General features: G+C 70.3%; 18 protein-coding genes. 10 read left to right on the forward strand and 8 right to left on the reverse strand.

Features of this window, described 5'->3' with window-relative positions; translation table 11 throughout:
* Positions 1-89: 89 nt before the first annotated feature.
* A complete protein-coding gene (locus IEY69_RS18735) occupies positions 90-1,334 on the reverse strand; it encodes a M16 family metallopeptidase (RefSeq protein WP_189074664.1) in 1,245 nt (414 codons plus the stop codon).
* Positions 1,327-2,616 carry a M16 family metallopeptidase gene (locus IEY69_RS18740; RefSeq protein WP_189074665.1) on the reverse strand — a complete coding sequence of 430 codons (1,290 nt, stop codon included), beginning with the start codon at positions 2,614-2,616 and terminating at the stop codon, positions 1,327-1,329. The genes IEY69_RS18735 and IEY69_RS18740 overlap by 8 nt, the downstream gene beginning before the upstream one ends.
* A 112-nt stretch (positions 2,617-2,728) precedes the next feature.
* Between IEY69_RS18740 and IEY69_RS18745 the strand changes: the two genes are divergently transcribed.
* From IEY69_RS18745 to IEY69_RS18765, 5 genes are all read left to right on the forward strand, one after another.
* Positions 2,729-3,244: a M23 family metallopeptidase gene (locus IEY69_RS18745; protein WP_189074666.1), complete on the forward strand. Its 516-nt coding sequence runs from the start codon at positions 2,729-2,731 to the stop codon at positions 3,242-3,244.
* Positions 3,245-3,809: 565 nt separating this feature from the next.
* Positions 3,810-4,352 carry a hypothetical protein gene (locus IEY69_RS18750; RefSeq protein ID WP_189074667.1) on the forward strand — a complete coding sequence of 181 codons (543 nt, stop codon included), beginning with the start codon at positions 3,810-3,812 and terminating at the stop codon, positions 4,350-4,352.
* A 198-nt stretch (positions 4,353-4,550) separates the two neighbouring features.
* Entirely contained in the window at positions 4,551-4,892 is a 342-nt protein-coding gene (locus IEY69_RS18755; protein WP_189074668.1) for a hypothetical protein, read from the forward strand.
* Positions 4,889-5,590: a fimbrial biogenesis chaperone gene (locus tag IEY69_RS18760; RefSeq protein WP_189074669.1), complete on the forward strand. Its 702-nt coding sequence runs from the start codon at positions 4,889-4,891 to the stop codon at positions 5,588-5,590. The genes IEY69_RS18755 and IEY69_RS18760 overlap by 4 nt, the downstream gene beginning before the upstream one ends.
* Complete coding sequence (locus IEY69_RS18765) at positions 5,568-7,739, forward strand: fimbria/pilus outer membrane usher protein (RefSeq protein ID WP_189074670.1); 2,172 nt, start codon at positions 5,568-5,570, stop codon at positions 7,737-7,739. The genes IEY69_RS18760 and IEY69_RS18765 overlap by 23 nt, the downstream gene beginning before the upstream one ends.
* Before the next feature lie 507 nt (positions 7,740-8,246).
* Here IEY69_RS18765 and IEY69_RS18770 read toward each other — a convergent pair.
* The 6 genes from IEY69_RS18770 to IEY69_RS18795 all read right to left on the reverse strand — a co-directional run bounded on the left by IEY69_RS18770 (position 8,247) and on the right by IEY69_RS18795 (position 14,617).
* Positions 8,247-9,092 (reverse strand): transposase, encoded by an 846-nt coding sequence (locus tag IEY69_RS18770; protein ID WP_189074671.1) that lies wholly within the window; start codon positions 9,090-9,092, stop codon positions 8,247-8,249.
* Positions 9,093-9,146: 54 nt separating this feature from the next.
* On the reverse strand, positions 9,147-10,208 hold the full coding sequence (locus tag IEY69_RS18775; RefSeq protein ID WP_189074672.1) for an aldose epimerase family protein: 1,062 nt from the start codon (positions 10,206-10,208) through the stop codon (positions 9,147-9,149).
* A 19-nt stretch (positions 10,209-10,227) separates the two neighbouring features.
* Positions 10,228-11,394 (reverse strand): xylose isomerase, encoded by a 1,167-nt coding sequence (gene xylA / locus IEY69_RS18780; RefSeq protein WP_189074673.1) that lies wholly within the window; start codon positions 11,392-11,394, stop codon positions 10,228-10,230.
* Positions 11,395-11,535: 141 nt separating this feature from the next.
* A complete protein-coding gene (gene xylB, locus IEY69_RS18785) occupies positions 11,536-13,008 on the reverse strand; it encodes a xylulokinase (protein WP_189074674.1) in 1,473 nt (490 codons plus the stop codon).
* Positions 13,005-14,234 carry an ROK family transcriptional regulator gene (locus IEY69_RS18790; protein WP_189074675.1) on the reverse strand — a complete coding sequence of 410 codons (1,230 nt, stop codon included), beginning with the start codon at positions 14,232-14,234 and terminating at the stop codon, positions 13,005-13,007. The genes xylB and IEY69_RS18790 overlap by 4 nt, the downstream gene beginning before the upstream one ends.
* Positions 14,235-14,473: 239 nt before the next feature.
* Positions 14,474-14,617 (reverse strand): hypothetical protein, encoded by a 144-nt coding sequence (locus tag IEY69_RS18795; RefSeq protein ID WP_189074676.1) that lies wholly within the window; start codon positions 14,615-14,617, stop codon positions 14,474-14,476.
* Here IEY69_RS18795 and IEY69_RS18800 point away from each other — a divergent pair.
* The 5 genes from IEY69_RS18800 to IEY69_RS18820 all read left to right on the forward strand — a co-directional run bounded on the left by IEY69_RS18800 (position 14,616) and on the right by IEY69_RS18820 (position 20,158).
* Positions 14,616-15,677 (forward strand): LacI family DNA-binding transcriptional regulator, encoded by a 1,062-nt coding sequence (locus IEY69_RS18800; protein WP_229784114.1) that lies wholly within the window; start codon positions 14,616-14,618, stop codon positions 15,675-15,677. The genes IEY69_RS18795 and IEY69_RS18800 overlap by 2 nt on opposite strands.
* Before the next feature lie 60 nt (positions 15,678-15,737).
* On the forward strand, positions 15,738-16,985 hold the full coding sequence (locus IEY69_RS18805) for an ABC transporter substrate-binding protein (protein WP_189074677.1): 1,248 nt from the start codon (positions 15,738-15,740) through the stop codon (positions 16,983-16,985).
* A gap of 77 nt (positions 16,986-17,062) precedes the next feature.
* Positions 17,063-17,992: a carbohydrate ABC transporter permease gene (locus tag IEY69_RS18810; RefSeq protein ID WP_189074678.1), complete on the forward strand. Its 930-nt coding sequence runs from the start codon at positions 17,063-17,065 to the stop codon at positions 17,990-17,992.
* Positions 17,989-18,885, forward strand: coding sequence for a carbohydrate ABC transporter permease (locus IEY69_RS18815; protein WP_189074679.1), 897 nt, complete (start codon positions 17,989-17,991; stop codon positions 18,883-18,885). The genes IEY69_RS18810 and IEY69_RS18815 overlap by 4 nt, the downstream gene beginning before the upstream one ends.
* A gap of 4 nt (positions 18,886-18,889) precedes the next feature.
* Complete coding sequence (locus IEY69_RS18820; protein WP_189074680.1) at positions 18,890-20,158, forward strand: glycoside hydrolase family protein; 1,269 nt, start codon at positions 18,890-18,892, stop codon at positions 20,156-20,158.
* Positions 20,159-20,195: the final 37 nt, after the last annotated feature.

A 20,195-nucleotide genomic window follows, 5' to 3' on the forward strand; every position in this document is an offset into this window, starting at 1 on the left:
CCCCTGCCCCCCTGGGGTAGGGGGCTGGGGGGTGGGGAGGCCCGCCGCCAGGCGCAACCATTCCAGCAAGAATCACCCCCAGACGAACGTCAGAGCTCCGAGATAGGCCCGAGCGCCACGACCGTCAGCCGGTCCATGGGGCACAGCCGCAGCACTTCCTGCACCTGCTCGACGGTGACGTTCTCGTAGCGTTTCACGAGATCGTCGGTGCTGAGGGTGCGGCCGGTGGCGAGGTATTCCATGCCGAGGGTGAAGAGGCGGCCCTGGGGTGTTTCGGCGCGCAGGAGCGTGCTGACGGCAAGTTTGCGGGCGGCGCGGCGGACGGCGTGGGGGGTGATGAGGGTGTGGGCGTCGGCGAGGACTTTGCGGTAGGTGGCGAGGGCCTGGGGGGCGCGGTCGGGGTCGCTGGTGAAGCCGCCTTCGAAGGTGCCGACGTGTTGGTATTCGAGGTGGGCGAGGTCGGCGCTGTCGCAGGTGCCGGTGTCGATGAGGGTCCAGTAGAGGGCGCCGTTTTCGCCGCCGATGAGGTCGGCGAGGATGTGCGCGGCTTCGCGCAGGGGGTGGTGGGCGCTGAGGCCGGGGCTGGTGGCGGCGAGGTGGACGCGGGTGAGGTCGGGGTCGGTGAGGGTGCGGGTGTGGTCGGGCCGGGTGGGGGGGCGGGTGTCGGGGTGGGGGGTGGGGGTGCCGGTGGGCCAGTCTTTGAGGTGGTGTTCGGCCCAGGTGGTGAGGTGGTGGGGGTCGAACTGGCCGGTGATGGCGAGGGTGATGCGCTGGGCGCCGTAGCGGGCGTGGTGGTGGGCGCGCAGGGTGTCGGGGGTGAGGTTCGTGACGGTGTCGGTGGTGCCGAGGATGGGTTGGCCGAGTGGGTGGTCGCCCCAGTAGTCGGCGCGGAGCTGGTCGGTGACGCGGACGCTGGGCTGGTCGGCGTACATGGCGATTTCTTCGAGGATGACGCCGCGTTCGGTGTGGATGTCGTCGTCGCGCAGGGCGGGGCGCATCAGTTCGGTGAGGGTGTGGAGGAGTTCGGGGGTGTGTTCGGGGAGGGTGGCGGCGTGGTAGACGGTGGCTTCTTCGCTGGTAAAGGCGTTGGCGTGCCCGCCGAGGTCGTCGAGGCGTTCGTTGAGTTCGCGGGCGCTGAGTTCGTCGCTGCCTTTGAACAGCAGGTGTTCGATGAAGTGGCTGGCACCCATGTCCTGGGGGGTTTCTTCGCGGCTGCCGGTGTTGACGAAGTACCCGGCGGCGATGGTCTGGGCGTCGGGGTCGGGTTCGAGGAGGAGGGTGAGGCCGTTGGGAAGGGTGTGGTGGTGCAGTTGAGTGGGGGGCAGGTCAGGCATGGGTGGCGTCCGGGTGGGGGGTGGGGTCGCTGGGGCCGAGGGTGACGGTGGTGGCGTCCCGCGTGGGGTCGTAGCTGCTCAGGAAGTCGTTGACGTGCGTCAGGGTGAGGGCCTGGATGCTCTGGCGGAGGGTCTGGACGGAGCGGGGGTGGCCGAACAGGGCGACGTCGCGGGTGAGGGCGTGGGCGCGGCCGCGCAGGCTTTCAGCTCCGAAGATGACGCTGGTGGCGAGGCCGGTGCGGGCCCGTTCGAACTCGGCGGGGGTGAGGCCCTGCGGGAGGCGGGCGAGTTCCGCGCGGAGCACCTGGAGGGTCTCGGGGGCGCGGTCGGGGGTGCTGGCGGCGTACGCGCTGAGGTAGCCGTGCCCGCCGAGGAGGATGGGGCTGGCGCTGACGGAGTACGCGAGGCCGCGTTCCTCGCGGACGGCGTGGAACAGTCGGCTGGCGCTGCCGCCGCTGAGGGCGGTCAGGGCGACCTGCCACGCCAGCCAGTGCGCGTCGCGGGGGCCGACGCCGGGCGCGGTGAGGCTGAGGTGCGTCTGCTCGCCGTCGGGGTGGGGCTCGTGGGCCTGCGCGTGGGCATGGAAGGGCGCGGGGACGGGTTCGTCGAGGCCGGGTCGCAGGCCGCCGAGGGTCCCTTCGACGAGGGCGAGGGCGTCATCTGGGTCGAGGTCGGCGACGAGCCCCAGGACGCTGCCCGCCTGCCCGTAGCGGGTCAGGTGTGCGCGTACGCCCTGCGGCGTGAGGGCGTCCAGGCCGTCGGTGGTGCCGCTGGCGGGGTGCGCGTACCCGGCGGACGGGGAGGCGGCGGGGCGGGGGAAGGCGACCTGCCGGGCGCGGGTGGCGAGCCGGTCGGCGGGGCTGTCCTCCAGACCCTCCAGGTCCTGCCGGGCGAGGTCGGTGAGGATCTCGAATTCGTCCTCGGGCAGTTCGGGGCGGTTCAGGACGTCGGCGGTGAGGGCGAGCGCGGCGCGCAGGTCGGCGCGCAGGCCGCTGACGCCGATGCGGGTCGCCTCGGGGCCGACGCCGCCGCCCCGGCGCACGCCGAGGTCGTCAAAGGCGTCCTGCAGGGCGCGGGCGTCCATCCCGGCGGCTCCCTTGAACAGCCATTCCTCCAGCACGCCGCCCGTGCCTTCCGCCCCGGCGGGGTCGTGGGCGCTGCCGACCGGGACGCGCAGGTCGAACGCGAAACCGGGCGTGTGGCGGCGTTCGAACACGACGGTCAGGCCGCCGGGCAGGGTCCACAGGTGGGCGGGGGAACTGGGCGGGGGGCGGACGGGCATCCGGTGAGTCTAGCGCGCGTGGGCGCGCACCTTGTGGTCGCGTTCATGGTTGGCGGCTCTGCAACTTTTGCCCGGTTCACGCTGCGGGTGCAGGCGCCATGCTGCCCTGCATATGGGCAGGGTGGTCGGGGTGATCGTGACGGTGCTGGTCCTGGCGGGCGTGGCGTACCTGCTGTGGCCGCTCATTCAGGGCGCGCAGCGGATGGCGGCGCTGATGGCCGAACCCGCTCCGGTGACGGGCAGCCTGCCCAATCCCCTGCCGGGGCAGCGCTTCGTGGACACCTGGGGTGGGGCGCGCAGTCAGGGGCGGCGGCACGAGGGTGTGGACATCTTCGCGCCACGCGGCACGCCGATTCGCGCCACGACGCGCGGCATGGTCGTGAATGTCGGGCCGAACACCCTGGGGGGCCGCACGGTCATGATCCTGGGTCCGGCAGGGCAGCGGCACTACTACGCGCACCTGGAGCGGTACCCGGACCTGAAGCGCGGGGACTGGGTGCAGGCGGGGGACGTGGTGGGCTTCGTGGGGGACAGCGGGAACGCGCGGGGCACGCCGCCGCACCTGCACTACGGGATCTACGCGGGCGGCGGGGCGATCAACCCGTACCCGCTGCTGCGCAACAGGTAGGCCCTCCGGATCTGCGTGGGTACCGGGCGCGGCGACTATCAATCCAGGCCGCGCGGAGGGGACACAGTGGGCTTCATGGCGTCTGTACTGCTGGCTGGCCGGTGACTGTGCCTGGGGGCTGTCGGGGGTCAGCACTCGCCGCCAGTGTCCACAGCAGGATCCGCAGGTATCGAGGAGCCCCCTCACTTCCTCTGGATCAAGCGGACTCTCAGGGCTGCGCGGCCGAGCGGATACCTGAGAACGACCGTGGTGGGCAGCGGAGCCCCGGGGCCTGCTGTGACCTCCCGCGTGTCGCTGAAACCCCCTGTCAGAGGGGCCTGATGGAATGGGGCCGACCCTCATGAGTCAGCTGAAAAGTGAGGTTTTCGTTGTTAACGGCCCCTTAACGTGAGATTTCATACGTTATGAACACAGGAAGCGACCGAAGCGGACGGGGAGGTCCAGCCACGTCGCCCTGCACCGGACATCACCCCTGCAGAACGACGGTCTGCCGGTAGACCCCGTTCCACCCCGACCGCCACCCGGTCACTGGCCGGCCAGACCCTTCTGGCCAACGGAGAAGAAGATGAGGAAACTTGCCCTGCTGGCCCTGTCCACCGTCATGAGCACCGCCGCCGCCGCCACCGTGAGCGGCAGCCAGAGCACCCCGCTGACCGTGAACGTCAAGAACGTCTGCATCACCGCCTACACCACCCCCGGCTGGAACGGCGCGGCCGGCACCGGGCGCGTGTGGGACAAGATCGACCTGGGCACCATCAGCGCCATCAGCAACGCCACCACCAGCAGCAAGCTGGTCATGGCCGTGGACTGCAACTACGACACCGCGCTGAAGATCATCACCCCGACCAGCGTCACCATGACCCGCGCGGACAAGAAGTACGCCTTCAACATCACCACCAACCCCTGGAGCGCCACGAACCCCATGCACATGAGCTTCAGCACCGCCGGGTCCTACGAGCCGGGCATGCTGGGCGGCAAGTACGAGTACTACGAAGTGAAGGCCAGCTTCAAGCTCGGCGGCGCCGGTCAGAACCCCAACGTCGCGTGGACGATCCCCGGCGGCACGTACACCGGCGACATGGTCGTCAAGTTCGAATACAACGAGTAATCCACCCGTGAACGCCACCCGCGCCCCAGGCACCTTCCGATGGGCGCGGGTGGCGTTTCAGCCTCGCCCTCTGCCCGCTGCTGCCGCCCGGCAGCCGTGACCTTCCAGGAGTCCTCCGTGCGTGTACTTGCCCTTCTCTCCCTGCTCTGCGTGGCTCCGCCTGGTGCGGTTCAGGCCGCGCCCGCCGCACCCTGTCAGGTGGCGCAACTCGTCAGTGTGCCCGTGGCGTACTCCGCACAGGCCGGCGCGCGCGGTCAGGTGCGGATTCACGTGACCTGCCCCGCCAGCGGCCGGTACCGGGTGCAGTTCAGCACGCAGGACGGCCCGCTGGCAGCCCCGGCAGGTCCGGTGGTGCTGCGCGGCGCGCAGGGCGAGCTGCGGGGTGAGGTGCAGGGCATTCCGCTGGACCGGTGGGTGCAGGGCGCACGTACCTTCGAGCTGCCACTGGTCCTACCGGCCGGGCAGTGGGCCGCCCAGAGCGGCGCGTATCAGGTGCTGTTCACGGTCACGGCTGAATCCGTGGCCGGGGAGCGTCCGTGAGGCGCGCGGCCGGGCTGCTGCTGCTGCTGGGCGCGGCGGCGGCACAGGGGTTCAGCGTGAGTCCCACGGCGTTCAACCTGAATCCGGAACGGACGAATACCGCTCAGGTGCGGTTCGAGAATCCCTCGGGCGGCCGCATGTCCTTTCAGGTGGAGGTCCGCAGGTGGTCCACGCGCAACGGTGAGCACGTGTACGAGCCGACGCGGGACGTGATCGTGAATCCGGCCTCGTTCACGCTGGCGCGTGGGGAGGCTCAGGTCATCCGGCTGGGCCTGCTGAAGAAGGCGGGGGCGGATGAACTGACGTACCGGGTGTTCGTGCAGCAGGTGTCCGGTGATGACGTGCCCACGCAGACGACCGGCTCGGAGGACGCGCAGATGAACGTCCGGCAGCTGGTGCAGCTGTCCCTGCCGGTGTACGTGACGCCGCCCGCCAGCGCGGCGCGCGTGGCCTTCCAGGCGCGCGTGGCGGATCAGGAGGTCACGCTGGACCTCGTGAACAGCGGCAACGCGCACCAGACCTACCGGGTGCTGAACGTGCAGGTCGGAGACCGCAGCGTGGTGCTGGGCAGCGCCGCGGTGCTGGGCCGCAGCACGCTGAGCCTGCCGCTGGGCGCACTGGGCGGGGCGCGGACCGTCACCGTGCAGTTCACGGACGCGGCCGGAAAGGCGGGTCGTGAGACGATCTCGATTCCCTGACCGGCGTCTGGCCTGGGTGCTGATGGCGGCGCTGGCGGCGCAGGCGCACGCGCAGGACGCCGGCGCCTCCCCCTGCGCGCAGGAACCGGTGTTCGTGGACACCAGCGTCGGGGGCGAGGCGCGCGGGGGCGCCCTGGCGCTGCTGCCGGACGGAGCAGTGTGGGTGGAGTCCCGCCTGCTCCGGGAGTCCGAAGCGGCGTACGGGGTGGCGGAGGTCACGTGTGACCTCGGGACGTTCGTGAAGCTGAGCGGCGCCCTGGACGTGACGTACGATCCGGCCGAGCTGCTGCTGACCGTGCGTCCCCGGCTGGACCTGCTGCCGGGCAACACGCTGGACCTGGGGCGCAGCGCGCCCAGCGTTCCCGGACCGGACGCGACGCTGCCGCTGTTCACGGTGGGCGCGCAGGGTCGTGTGGAGCGCGCGGAACCGGGCTCGCCCCTGTCGCGGTCGCTGGGGGTGCAGGGCGGCGTGCAGACCGGACCACTCAGCGGCGCGCTGGACGTGACGGTGGCCGCGCAGGACACGGAGGTCCGTACCGAGGTGCAGCTGAACGGATCGTATGAGGTCACGCCGCGCCTGACGGTGGGCGCGCAGGTGTTCGCGCAGCGTCAGGACAACCGGCTGAGCCTGAACAACCAGCGGATCAGTGGCCTGCGGGTACGGTGGGGTGATCAGCAGGCGTACCGGCTGCCGGTCTGGACGCTGGACCTGCCGCTGGACGCCGAAGTCCGCGTGCGGGTGAACGGTGAGAGCCTGCCGCCCGTGCGCGTGCGGGCCGGTCAGCTGGTGCTGCGCAACATCGCGCTCAGCGTGCCGGCCGGCACGCTCGAGGTCACGGTGCTGGACGCGAACGGGGAGCGGGTGGAGGCCCGGTCGTACGGTCCGGGTGACGTGGTCGTCACGGCCCGGACCCTGGCCGTGCAGGCCGTCGCCGGCCGGCAGGGTCAGGACGGCGCGGCCAGCGTCACCGGCGTGTACGGCGTCACCGACCGCTGGAGCGTGTCCGGCGAGGGGCTGTGGCGGGGCCGGGACTGGGAAGCTCAGCTGGGCGCCCGCTACGCGGACCGGCAGATCAACGCGGGGATGAACGTCACGTACCGCTCGGCGCGGCCCGAAGCGGCGGCGCTGACCGGGGACGTCACGCTGGTGCGGGACCAGTGGCGGCTGGGCGGATCGGTGCAGGTCACGCCACTGAACCTGCGCGCCAGTCAGGCCGGGGTGTCGGTCGGCTGGGCCGATGACGGCACCACCGTCAGCCTGAACGCGCAGGCCTCGCCCGGGCAGGCGCAGTACCGGGCCAGTGCCGCCGTCAGCCGCCAGGTGAATCCCACCCTGAACGCCGCCGTGCGCGCGCAGGTGTCCAGTGACGCCGGGAAGGTCGGGTGGCAGGCGGGCGTGACCGTGACCTGGGTGCCGCGCGACACCCTGACCGTGACGGGCGCCGCGCTGATGGACGGCGCGCAGCAGACCGCAGGGATCGAGGCCCGCTGGAAGCCGGCGCCCGGGCATGAACTGGTCGCGTCCGGGCAGGTCAGCAGTCTGCCCACCCGGTCGGCGCGGGTGGGGTACAGCTTCACGGGTCCGGCGGCGGTGAGCGTCGCCGCGGGCACCGATGGCGCCTGGAGCGTGTCGGGTCGCGTGGGAGCAGCGTGGGTGGCGGGACGGGCGTACCTGACGGCGGACGATCCAGGGCCGGGCGTGCTGGTGCGCGTGGGGCTGCCGGGCGTGCCGCTGCTGGTGAATGGCGCGCGGGTGGTGTCGGACGCGCGGGGCGAGGCGCTGGTGCTGCTAGCGGCGGGGACGCGGCAGGTGAGTGTCACGCCGGATTTCGAGACGCTGCCGGTGACGGTCAGCGTGCGGGAGGACCGGCGGGACGTGACCCTGAGTGGGCAGGGGGCGGGCGTGGTGGACTGGACGGGGAACTTCGAGGCGTTCGTGTGGGTGCGTCTGCTGGGCGTGGACGGCGCGCCGCTGCCGTACGCGACGCTGGATCTGCGGGGTGCGCGCCGCACGGATGACGAGGGCTGGGTGCTGTTGCCGGTGTTTGGTACGCCGCAGGCGGTGGCCGTGACGCTGGACGGCGCGGCAGCTGCAGCGTGCCGGGTGACCCTCACGCCTGGGGTGGAGTCGGCCCGCTGCGCTCCCTGACCGTTGGCGGCATCAGGTGGGTCATGAGGCGAGTCCACTCGGACCAGGGACGCCAGAGGCGGATCACGGCAGTCCTGCCTGCCGCTGTGAACCCAGGCGGAGGCGACGTTCCGGGCCGCGCGGCCCGCGGGCTTGCCATCCCAGAGCGTCGGGGCTGGGGGACGTTCACTTCCGTGAGTGGCGCGTCCAGGTCCAGCGCGTGCAACCGCCCGAAGCGCTCGGTGGCTACGTTTCCCGACTCACCCCGGCAAGCCCCGCTGTGGTCGGGACGACCATCCTCGAGCCGTGCTGGCTGGCGTGACTCCGGCCGTTGATCCCGCCGGAGCTGTCACCGCAGAATTCAGACGGACTGATAGCGGCTTTCAGGTGTGCTGGGGAACCCCTCAGCACACCTGAAACGAGCAGAGCGAGAAGCCGTCAACGAAGCAGTTGGAAGTGGAGTTGAAGAGCGTGCCGTTGGCCCTTCAAGGCAGCTGAAACCCGCTGTCAACCTCGGGTGCTAGGGGATCAAAACGCTCCGAAAAAAAGCCCCAGGTTGTGTGCCGCGATCTTCCGACACACATGCGCCCGGATGGAGCGCTCTGAATTCAATTGGGGTAGCATCAAGTGAAATGAACGATCCAGCCGGAAAAAAACAGTCTCGATGGTCTTCCGAACCCACCACATCACGCCCCACCAGGGGCACGGCCTTTTGAAGTTCTTCTTCGGCTGCGCATACACGCCGCATCCCTGATATCCCCGATCCCCAAGCACCAGACTGGCTTCCTGAACGTCCAGGAGTGCTCGTGCCACCGGTGGGTCACCTTCTCGACCTGGCACAATGGCAAAGCGCACGAGCATGCCGTGATCGTCGATCACGGCATGCAGTTTGAAGCCGTAAAAGAACCCCGTTGTGCCGTATCCCCCCTGACCACCACGGCCACCAGTGGCCGTGGTCATCGCTCTGGGCCGTGTGTGCCGCCCTCCGACACAACACACCAGCGGCTTGCTATCGATGACGTACACCGTGTCGTCGTCGAAGTGGGGCAGGCGCAGCGCGAGATCCGCGGAGATCCGTTCGAGATTCTGTTGAATCCGCAGATATCGCGTGCGATCCGGGAGGACGGGAAAGAGGAAGCCATACGTGGCTCGCACCTGGGCGTACCACTGCTGCACCGAGGGCTGTGCGAGCAAATCGCCGACGAGCGCAATGGTCATCAATTCAGCGTAACTGCCCTTCTGGTGCGGCTCGTTCGGGAGCGTGAAAAGGCCGCTGCGTGCAGCGGCCTTGAGGTAATCGTCGACGTAGACGTAGATGATGATGAACAGGTCGACGACGGTAGGCTGATGGTGCGGAAGTTCTTTGGTAGGCATACCGGAGCTTCCGCTTTCTCCTGTTCCCTCGCCAACCTCTAGCACCCGAGGTTGTCAGTTCACGCGGAAGGTGTGCACGGTGCGGGACGTGAAGGTCTGGCCGGGGTCGAGGCGGGTGGGGGGGAACTGAGGCTGGTTGGGTGAGTCCGGGACGTGTTGCGTTTCGAGGCACACGGCGGCCTGTGGCGCGTGGACGCGGCCCGCGTGCCCGGTGTGCTGCCCGTTCAGGAAGTTGGCGGTGTACAGCTGCAGGGCGGATTCGGTGGTGTGGATGTCCAGGGTGCGGCCGCTGGCGGGGTGGTGCAGGGTGGCGGCGGGGCGCAGGGTGCCGGGCTGGCCGCGCAGGAGGAGGTTGTGGTCGAAGCCGCCGGGTTGATCGGTCAGCGCGTCGCCCAGGGGGCGGGGCGTGCGGAAGTCCAGGGGGGTGCCGGTGACGTCCTGCACAGTACCGGTGGGGATGCCGCCCGCGTGGGTGGGCGTGAACATGTCGGCGTGCAGGGTGAGGTGGTGCGCGTGGATGCCCTCGTGCGCCTCCGGGCTGAGGTTCCAGTAGGTGTGGTTCGTCAGGTTGACGTGCGTGGGGGAGTCGGTGGTGGCGCGGTACTCGATGCTCAGGGTGGGGTGGGGGTCGGCGGTCAGGTGGTACGTGACCTGCACGTGCAGGGTGCCGGGGTGCCCCTCCTCGCCGTGGGGGCTGGTGCGGGTGAACGTCACCTGCGCGCCCTCCCCCACCACCTCGGCGTGTCCGTGCCAGAGGTGCAGGTCGAAGCCGCGCGGGCCGCCGTGCAGGGCGTGCGGGCCGTCGCTGGGGGTCAGGTGGACCTCCTGCCCGTCCAGGGCGTAGCGGGCCTGCGCGATGCGGTTCGCGAAGCGGCCCACGGTGCTGCCCAGGAACGGGGCGGTCTCGCGGCTCAGGTACGGCCCCGGCTGGTCAAAGCCCAGCACGACCTCGCCCGGCGTGCCGCTGCGGTCGGGGACGCGCAGGCTGGTGAGGGTGGCGCCCAGGTCGGTCAGGCGGGCCTGCACGCCGCCGGGGAGCGTCAGCGTGAACTGCGTGATGGGCTGCCCATCCGGGGTGTGCCCCCAGGTGCGGGTGTGGACGGTGGGCGTGGTCATGGGCCGAGGGTAGCGCCGCTCAGCGGACGCCGAGCAGGAGTTCCATGGTCAACTGGTCCAGCGCCTCCAGGCCGGGGCCGCGCGTGCCCAGCGCGGCGCGGTCAAAGGGGTGGGCCTTCAGCGCCCCGGCGTTCGCGGGGCTGAAGGTGCCGGTCAGGGCCTCCAGTTCCGCGTCCTGCACGCGGTACGCGGCGAGGGCAGCCTGGATCTCGGCGTCCTGCGCGAAGCGCTGCACCTTGTCTTTCAGGATCAGGTAGGTGCGCATGCAGCCGCGTGCAAACGCCCACACGCCGGCCTCGTCCTCGGTGCGCAGGGCGTGTGCGTCGAAGTGTTTCGGCCCGGCGTACCCGGACTCTTCCAGCAACTTGACGAGGAAGAACGCGCCCTTGGGGTTCTCCGCGCCGAAGCGCAGGTCCTGGTCGAAGCGGCCCATCTTCTGGTCGTTCAGGTCGATGTGGAACAGCTTCCCGGCGTCGATTGCCTGCGCGACGGCGTGCGGGAAGCTCAGGCCCGCCATGGTCTCGTGCGCGAACTCCGGGTTCAGGCCGAACAGGTCCGGGCGGTCCAGCGTGGCGATGAAGCCCAGCGCGCTGCCGACGGTGGGCAGGAAGATGTCGGCGCGCGGTTCGTTCGGTTTGGGTTCCAGCGCGAAGCGGTACCCGTACCCCTGCGACTCGCTGTACTCGGCCAGGTAGTTCAGGCTGTCCCGGAACCAGCCCAGCGCGTCCAGCAGTTTGCCTCCGGCGTCCACCTCGGTCCCCTCGCGGCCGCCCCACAGCACGTACGTGTCCGCGCCCAGTTCCGCGCCGAGGTCCATGGCGTGCATGGTCTTGCTCAGCGCGTAGGCGCGCACGCGGGCGTCGGCACTCGTGAACGCGCCGTCCTTGAACGCCGGGTCGCTGAACAGGTTCGTGGTCGCCATCGGCACGACCAGCCCGTGATCCGACAGCGCCTGCTGGAACTCGCGCACGAGGGCGTCCCGCTGCGCGGCGGTCGCGTCGATCGGCACGAGGTCGTTGTCGTGCAGGTTCACGCCGTACGCGCCCAGCGCCGCCAGTTTCTCCACGAGGTACGGCGCCTTCAGGACCGGGCGGGTCGCCTCACCGAAGGGATCGCGGCCCGTGTTGCCGACGGTCCAGAGGCCGAACGTGAACTTGTCTGCGGGCGTGGGGGTGAAATCAGGCATGCGGGGCTCCTTGAAGGGGGTCGAGGGTCGAAGGGGTCGAGGGTCGAAGGGTCTGAGGGTCTAAAGGTCTAAGGGTCACAGGGAATGGGGCAGGGCGAAGGGGTGGGGTGCTGTTCTGGACGCTTGGACCCTCGACCCCCTTCAGCTTCCGTACAGGGCGGTGCGGGTGGCGGCGTAGGCGGTCAGGGCGTCGGCCATGTCCACGGGCGGGACGGGCGGGTGGAGGTCGGGACGGGTGGCGTCCATGGCGGCCGTCAGGTTCGGGTGGAGTCCGGCGGCGGGCATGGCGAGGATCGCGGTGCCGTGGGCCGCGCCGGGGCGGGCGCTGGTGGGGTGGACGGGGAGGTTCAGGGCGCCGCTGGCGAGGCCCAGCCACAGATCCGAGCGGGCGCCGCCCCCGGTGGAGATCAGGGTGTTCAGCGGGGCGATGGCCTGCATGACGGCGTACGCGTCGGCGAGCGCGGCGACGCTGCCTTCCAGCACGGCGCGGGTCAGGTGCGCGCGGCCGTGCGCGAGGCTCAGGCCGGTGAAGGCCGCGCGGGCGTGGGGGTTCATCAGGGGGCTGCGTTCGCCCGACAGGTACGGCAGGAACGTCACGCCGCCCGCGCCGGGCGGGACCTGCGCGGCCTCCTCCAGCAGCGCGGCGATGGGCGTGTCGGGTGCGAGTTTCGCATGCAGCCATTCCAGGGACCCGGCGGCGGAGAGGGTCACGCCGAGCAGGTGGTACCCGCCGTCGGCGTGCGCGAACAGGTGCACGCGGCCCTCCGGGTCCGGGGTGGGGTCGCGCAGGGGGCTGAAGATCACGCCGCTGGTGCCCAGGCTGACGCTGCCTACGTCAGGGCGGGCACTGGAGAGGCCCAGGGCGATCCCGGCGGCGGCGTTGTCCCCGCCGCCCGCGACGACCGGGAGTCCTTCGGGGAGGCCGGTCGCGGCGGCCCACTCGTGGGTCAGGGTGCCGACGACGTCGGTGGACCGCACGAGCTGGGGGAACAGGTCGCCCGGCAGGTCGAGCGCTCCCAGCACGTCGGCGTCCCACGCGCCGCGCGCGAGGTTCAGCGCGCCGACGCCGCTGGCGTCGCTGGGTTCGGCCGCCATCACGCCGGTCAGGGCGTACCCGACGTAATCCTTGGGAATCAGCGCGTGGCATAGCCGGGCGAAGGTGTCGGGTTCCTCGTCCCGCAGCCAGAGGATCTTCGGCAGCTGGAAGCCGGTCACGGCGCGGTTCCCGGTCCGCGCGACCAGTTCGGCGCGGGGGACGCGGGCCTCGATCTGCTCGACCTGCGCGCCGGTCCGCTGGTCATTCCACAACAGCGCGGGCCGCAGCACCCCGCCGTGGGCGTCCAGTGGGACGAGGCCGTGCATCTGTCCGCTGAGGCCCAGCGCCAGGGGCTGCGCGCGGCCCTCCAGCGCGGTGCTCAGGTCGCGCAGCGCGGCGCGCACGCCCGCCAGCCAGTCGGCGGGGCGCTGCTCGGTCCAGCCGGGGCGGGGGGTCAGGAGGGGGTAGGGGTGGGTGCTCTCAGCCAGGGTGTCGCCGCTGGCGGTGACGGCGACGGCCTTGACGCCGCTGGTGCCGACGTCGAGGCCCAGCGTGACGGGGGTGGGGGGCGTGGTCATGGCATCTCCTGGGGTGGGACGGGAGCGGGGGGCGTCTGGGGGGCGGGCGTGTCGATGACGCGCGACAGGACCTGCGCGGCGGCGCCCAGCGCGGGCAGGTACAGGCTGTCCTGGCGCACCGTGATGCGGGCGGGTGGCGCGGCCGGGCGCCACTGGCGGGCGTGGTACACGTCCAGCGCGGGGCCGAGTACGGCGTCCCCGAGGCGGGTCAGGGCGCCGCCGATGACGATCTCGTCCGGGCCGAGGGTCTGGTGCAGGTTCACGAGCAGCTGCCCCAGCCCCTCCCCGGCGCGGCGCAGGGTGACCTGCACGGCGGCCTCGCGCAGTCGGGGGGCGAGGACCTCGTCTAGGGGGTCCTGGACGTTCAGGTTCAGGGCGGCGCGGATCGCCCAGCCGCTCAGGAGGGTCTCGACGCAGCCGCGGTTCCCGCAGTGGCAGTACAGACCGCCGGGCTGGATGATCGCGTGCCCGATCTCCCCGGCCAGTCCGCGTGCGCCGCGCAGGACGTGCGGGGTGCCGCTCAGGGCCGTGAAGCCCGCACCGACGCCGCTGCCCAGGCTGACGTACGCCAGCAGCTGCGGCGGGTCGCCGGGGCGCAGGAAGCTCTCGCCGAACGCGGCGGCGTTCGCCTCGTTGTCCAGCGTGATGGCATCCGGGGGCAGGTGGGGCGGGAGGCCGGGGGCGGCGCGCAGCAGGTCCAGGAAGGGCACGTCGTCCCAGCCGAGGTTCGGGGCGTACAGGACGCGGGTGCCGTCCGGGCTGACCGGGCCGGGTAGGGCCACGCCCAGGCCCAGCAGGTCGCGGCCCTGCGTGGCGGGGTCCTGTAGCAGCTGCCCGCACAGTTGCGTGATGGTCTGCGCAGCGGCGTGTGGGGTGGTGGTGGGGGTGCGGGTCTGCGCGCGGGCGAGGACGGTGCCGCGCAGGGTGGTGGCGACGGCGCGCGCGCCGAGCACGCCGATCTCTGCACCCAGGAGGACGTGCCGGTGGTCGCCAAGGTGCAGTTCGCGGCCCGGGCGTCCGGCGGCGCCGGCGCGGGGTTGGCCCTCGCTGAGCCAGCCGCCGCCGAGCAGTTCGGTGACGAGACTGCCGACGGTGACCTTGGTCAGGCCGCTGCGGGCGGCGAGTTCCGCGCGGCTGAGGCCGGGGTGGGTGCGCAGCAGGTGCAGCACGCGGGCGCGGTTGAGGTGTTTCAGGTACGGCTGGTCGCCGGTGGGGCTGGGGGGCATCAGTCCTCGCTTTAGTAAATTGGTTTAACGAACAGGAGTGTAGCGGCCGGAGACCAAGGACGTCAACACTACGATTAAATCTTTCGTGTATATCAGCAAATGCCGGTTTACTGAATCGGCTCAGCCGGCCAGGGTGAATAGATCTTGACGACATCATATTTAAGTCTTCTAACCAATTCGCTGGGGGATCGGAAGCACTTCCAGAGCCGGTTTCTGTCGTCTGAGTCCCATTTGACGGTTCACGGGCGCACATTTGGTCGTCCAGCGATCAGAATGAGGCCGTGAAAGTCAGTTGACAGCGCTTTCAAGCCGGAGTAGGCTTCGAGCATCTCAATCTTCTCTTCACCGAGCAGGCAACCGGCCTGACTTTCAGGAGCACCCATGATGGAAGCAGTCACCCTGGCACAAGTGGCGCGGGAAGCGGGCGTGTCGCCCAGCACCGTGTCACGCATTCTGAACGGCACGGCCAACGTGACGCCAGAAAAACGCGCCCGGGTCGAATCCGTCATCACCCGCCTGAACTACCGCCCCAACCCGCAGGCGCAGGCACTGGCCGGGGGACGCAGCCTGACCATCGGCGTGATCACCCCCACACTGAACTCCACCTTCTACGGCGAGGCACTCGCCGGGATCGAGGCGGCGCTGAACGACACGCCGTACCACCCGATCGTGATCAGCGGCCAGTGGCGCACCGAGCGCGAGCAGGAGGCCCTGGACCTGCTGCTGGCCCGCCGGGTGGACGCCGTGATCATGATGGGCGGCATCCTCGACGACGAGATCCTGACCCACGTGTCCCGCCGCGTGCCGCTGATCGCCGTGGGCCGCGACGTGCGCGGCCTGGACCACAGCTGCATCGTGCTGGACAACATCAAGGCCATGCAGCAGGTCGCGCGGCACCTGCTGGGGCTGGGGCACCGTCAGTTCGCCTACATCAGCGGCGCCGAGCGTCAGCAGGACGCCATGGAACGCCGGCACGCCTTCCTGAACTGCCTGGGGGCGCACGGCGTGACCGTGGCGCCGGAGCTGATCCAGCTGGGCCAGTACACCGAGGAGGGCGGCCTGCGCGCCGCCGAGGCGATCCTGGACACCGGGCTGCCCTTCACGGCGCTGGTGTGCGCCAACGACCAGATGGCGCTGGGCGCGCGGCTGGCCCTGTACCGCCGGGGCGTGAACGTTCCAGGGGACGTGTCCCTGACGGGCTTCGACGACGTGTTCACGTCCTCGCTGATGACCCCCCCGCTGACCACGGTGCGGCAGGCGATCTACGACATCGGCCTGATGGCCGCGCGTGAGGCGCTGAACCTGCTGGACGGTCAGCCGGTCGTCAGGCAGGTGTTCGAACCTGAACTGATCATCCGTGAATCCACTGCTCCCCCGGCAGCCCCGCGTCGTGCGGGCCGCGCGAAGCGGGGGGTGACGGCCATGAGCACTCCGGATGGCTGACCCACCGTGCTCGCCATTTGCCGCTTCTGAAAACGCTTTCAAATCGACCTGGAGGTCACCATGAAAAAAACCGCTGCGTTCGCCCTCGCCACCGCCCTGCTGCTGGGCACCGCCCACGCCCAGGAAAAAGTCACCCTGACCGTCGCCGCCTTCCCCAGCCTGGACAGCGCCATCAAGGCCATCCTGCCCGCCTGGACCAAACTGCACCCCAACGTCACCATCAACCTGCAGGCCCAGCAGTTCGCCGACCACCACAACGCCATGACCACCGCCCTCGCCACCGGCCAGGGCCTCCCCGACGTCATGGCCATCGAGATCGGCTACGTCGGCAAGTTCGCCGAAGGTCAGGGCCTGGAGAACCTGAACAGCGCCCCCTACAGCGCCACGCAGTACAAGAAACTGTTCACGCCCTTCACCATCGCACAGGCCACCAGCGCCGACGGCCGCTACATCGCCATGCCCACCGACATCGGCCCCGGCACCTTCTTCTACCGCAAGGACGTCCTCGACAAGGCCGGCGTCAACCCCGTGAACATGCAGCGCAGCTGGGAGAGCTACATCGCCAGCGGCAAGACCATCAAGGCCAAGACCGGCGCGTACCTCGTGAACACCGCCGCCTCCGTGTACAACGTCGCCATCCGCACCAACCTCAAGACCGGCGAGGGCATCTACTTCGACAGCAAGAACAACCTGCTCGTCGGGCCCGACAACGCCCGCTTCGTGCGCGCCATGACCCTCGCCAAGCAGATCCGCGACGCCGGCCTGGACGCCAAGATCGGCGAGTGGAGCAACGAGTGGTACGACGCCTTCAAGAAGGGCACCGTCGCCACGCAGTTCAGCGGCGCGTGGCTGCAGGGCGCCCTGCAGAACTGGATGGCGCCCGACACCAAGGGTCTGTGGCGCGTGCAGAACCTCCCCGAACGCGGCTTCGCCTCGTGGGGCGGCAGCTTCTACGCCATTCCCAGCAAGGCCAAGAACAAGCAGTGGGCCTGGGAATTCATCAAGTTCATGACCCTGAACCAGGGCTCGCAGATCACCGCCTTCAAGGACAACGGCGCCTTCCCCGCCCTGATCGCCGCGCAGAAGGACAAGGCCTTCAGCGAACCCGTCGAGTTCCTCGGCGGCCAGAAAGCCCGCGTGCTGTGGCGTGACGCCGCCGCCAAGACCAAGCCGATCGACGTGAACAAGTACGACTCGATCGCCGACCAGATCCTCCAGACCGAGCTGACCAACGTGCTCGAACAGGGCAAGGACATCAAACAGGCGCTCGCCGACGCCCGCGCCCAGATCGCGCGCCGCGCCCGCTAAGACCCCACACCCGGGGGGACGCGCGCCGGCCACCGCCGGCCGGCGCGGCCCCCCGCACTCACGCAAGGACGTCCCGCATGTCACAGCGCACCGCTCCCCGCGCGAGCTGGAGTTACACCCGCTTCCAGCAACGCTTCGCGCCGTACCTGTTCGTCAGTCCCTTCTTCATCCTGTTCGCCGTGTTCGGCCTGTTCCCGCTGCTGTTCAGCCTGTTCCTGGCCTTCCACTTCTGGAGCCCGCTGGACGGCATGGGCAACTGGAAGTTCGTGGGCTTCGAGAACTTCGGCCTGGCCCTGGGGCCCACCGACATGTTCTGGAAAAGCCTGAAGAACACCCTGTGGATCGGGCTGCTGTCCGGCATCCCGCAGCACCTCGTGGCGCTGCCGCTGGCGTTCATCATCCACCACAGCCTGCGCCGCTTCCAGGGCACCCTGAGTACCGTCCTGTTCCTGCCGTACATCACGAACGCCGTGGCGATCGCCATCGTGTTCGCCACGCTGTACTCCGAACGGCTGGGCATCCTGAACTACCTGGGCGGCCTCGTGGGCCTGGACCCGGTCCGCTGGCTGGGCGACCCGAACATGGTGCCGTACTCGGTCGCGGCCGTCGTGTTCTGGCGGTACGTCGGGTGGAACACCGTGCTGTACCTCTCGGGCCTGCAGGCCATCAGCGAGGACGTGTACGAGGCCGCCACCGTGGACGGCGCGAACGGCTGGCAGAAATTCTGGTACATCACGCTGCCGCTGCTGCGGCCCATGATGTTCTACGCCTTCACCCTGACCATCGTCGGCAGCATGCAGCTGTTCGAGGAACCCTTCATGCTGCTCAACGACGGCGGCGGCAGCGGCGGCGCGGGCCTGACGAGCGCCATGCACATCTTCAACACCGCGTTCCGTGACCTAGACATGGGCTACGCCAGTGCCATGAGCTGGCTGCTGTTCCTGGCGATCTTCGCCATGAGCATGCTGAACAACTACCTGTTCTCCCGCGACGGAGGGAAGAAATGACCACCACCCCCGCGCAGCGCGCCGCGCCCGGCCCCCGGCCCCGCCGCGCCCGGCTGCCGTGGCAGCGCGTGCCCATCTGGGCGCTGATGCTCCTGGCGTGCTTCCTGTCGGTCGTGCCGTTCTACCTGATGTTCGTGTGGGCCTCGCACCCCAGCGCGGAGGTGTTCACCTTCCCGCCGCACCTGTGGTTCGGGGACGCGTTCATCAGCAACTGGCAGGGCCTGATGCAGGTCACCGACGGTCAGGCGCCGCGGCAGTTCTGGAACTCGCTGTACATCGCGCTGATCTCCACGCTGACCACGCTGTTCTTCTGCTCGCTGGCCGGGTACGCGTTCGCCATGTACGACTTCCGCGGCAAGGGCGCGCTGTTCGGGTTCATCCTGGGCACCATGCTCATCCCGCCGCTGGTGATGGACATTCCCAGCTTCCTGGTCATGAACAACTTCCTGGGCTGGGTCGGCGAGCCGCGCGCCCTGTGGGTGCCGGGCATGGCGAACGCCTTCGGGATCTTCCTGATGCGCCAGTACATCTCGTCGGCGCTGCCGCGCGAACTGATCGAGGCGGCCCGCATGGACGGCGCGACCGAGTTCGGCATCTACCGTCAGGTGGTCCTGCCGCTGATCCGCCCGATCCTGGCCACACTGGGCGTCGTGACCTTCGTGGGCGCGTGGAACAACTTCAAGGGCGCGCTGATCATGAAACTCAGCGAACCCGACACCATGACCCTGCCGCTGAGCCTGCGCCGACTGGGCGGCGGCGCCACGAACGTGAACGTCGACTGGGGCGCGATCATGATGCTGGTCGTGATCACGGTCATTCCGCTGCTGATCGTGTTCCTGCTCGCCAGCCGTCAGGTGATCAGCGGCCTGACCAGCGGCGCCGTCAAGGACTGAAGCCGTGCGCCGCGCCCTGCACTCCCTGACCCTGGCCGCCGTCCTGACGGGCGCGCTGGCCGGTGCGGGGCAGGCCGTGACCGTCACGCCCGGCGCGGGCGAGTCCCGCCCCCTGGATGCACCGCTGCTGGGTGGGCCGGGCTTCAACCTGGGCAACTGGATGCCGGTCGTGGAGGCGCTGCCCGAACTGCGCGCCCTGCGCCCCGCGCTGCTGCGCTGGCCCGGCGGGAATATCGGCGACGAGAACGACCTGACCCGCGCCGCGCTGCAGACCCTGAAGACCAACTGGACGCTGCTGGGCCAGCCCGACCTGATCGTGCAGACCCGCGTGTTCACGCGCGGCGGCCTGGGTCGCGCCGCGCCGGAGGACGCCGCGCAGGCCGTGCGGGACGCCCGCGAGCTGGGCCTGCACGTGGCGTACTGGGAGATCGGGAACGAACCCGACCTGTACGCCACGAACCGCAGCGACCCCAGCTGGACGCCCGCGCGGTACTGCGCGACCGTGCGGGCGCAGCGCGCCGCGATCCTCGCGGTGGACCCGCAGGCGCGCGTCGCCGGGCCCGCCACCAGCAACCCCGGCGCGTTCCTGGACGAGGTGCTGCGCGAATGCGCCGACGCCTTCGATCTGGTCACGTACCACCTGTACCCCACCGACGGCGGCGCGACCGACGAAGCCGCGCTGGCGAGCATCGAACGCGTGACGGGCAGCGTGGCGCACCTGCGCGAGCTGTGGGCCGACCCGCAGCGCAACCCGACCGCGCAGGGCCGCGAGCTGAAGCTGGCCGTGACCGAGTTCGCGCTGTCCTGGCGCACCGACCGCGCCCGGCACCTCAGCGACGCGCTGGGCGGCCTGTGGGCGACCGAGGCCACGCTGCGCTTCCTGGAGGCCGGGGTCCGCCCCGCGTACTTCGCGCTGATGGGCGTCGGGAACCACGGGCTGCTGGACGACGCGGCCTTCCCGCGCTTCGGGTACGGCGCGCTGCGCGAGGCGGCGAACCTGCGCGGGCAGAGCTTCCCCGTGACCGGCGACGACCCGCGCGTGTGGCTGCACGCCGCCACCGACGGCGACCGCCTGACCCTGCTGGCCCTGAACACCAGCGCCGCGACCCTGCCGCTGACCCCGCAGCTGGACGGCTGGCGCGTCATCGGCGCGAAGACCGTCACGCCCGCCGGGGTGGACGCGGACCGCTTCCCCACCGCGCTGAACATCACCGGGCCGATGAAGCTGCCGCCCCAGAGCGTCACGCGCGTCGTGTTCCAACGCGCGCCCTGACCCGCCCCCCCTCTCCCCTCCCCCACTGGAGTTCTGC

This window comes from Deinococcus sedimenti (genome assembly GCF_014648135.1).
GTDB classification, from domain to species: Bacteria; Deinococcota; Deinococci; order Deinococcales; family Deinococcaceae; genus Deinococcus; species Deinococcus sedimenti.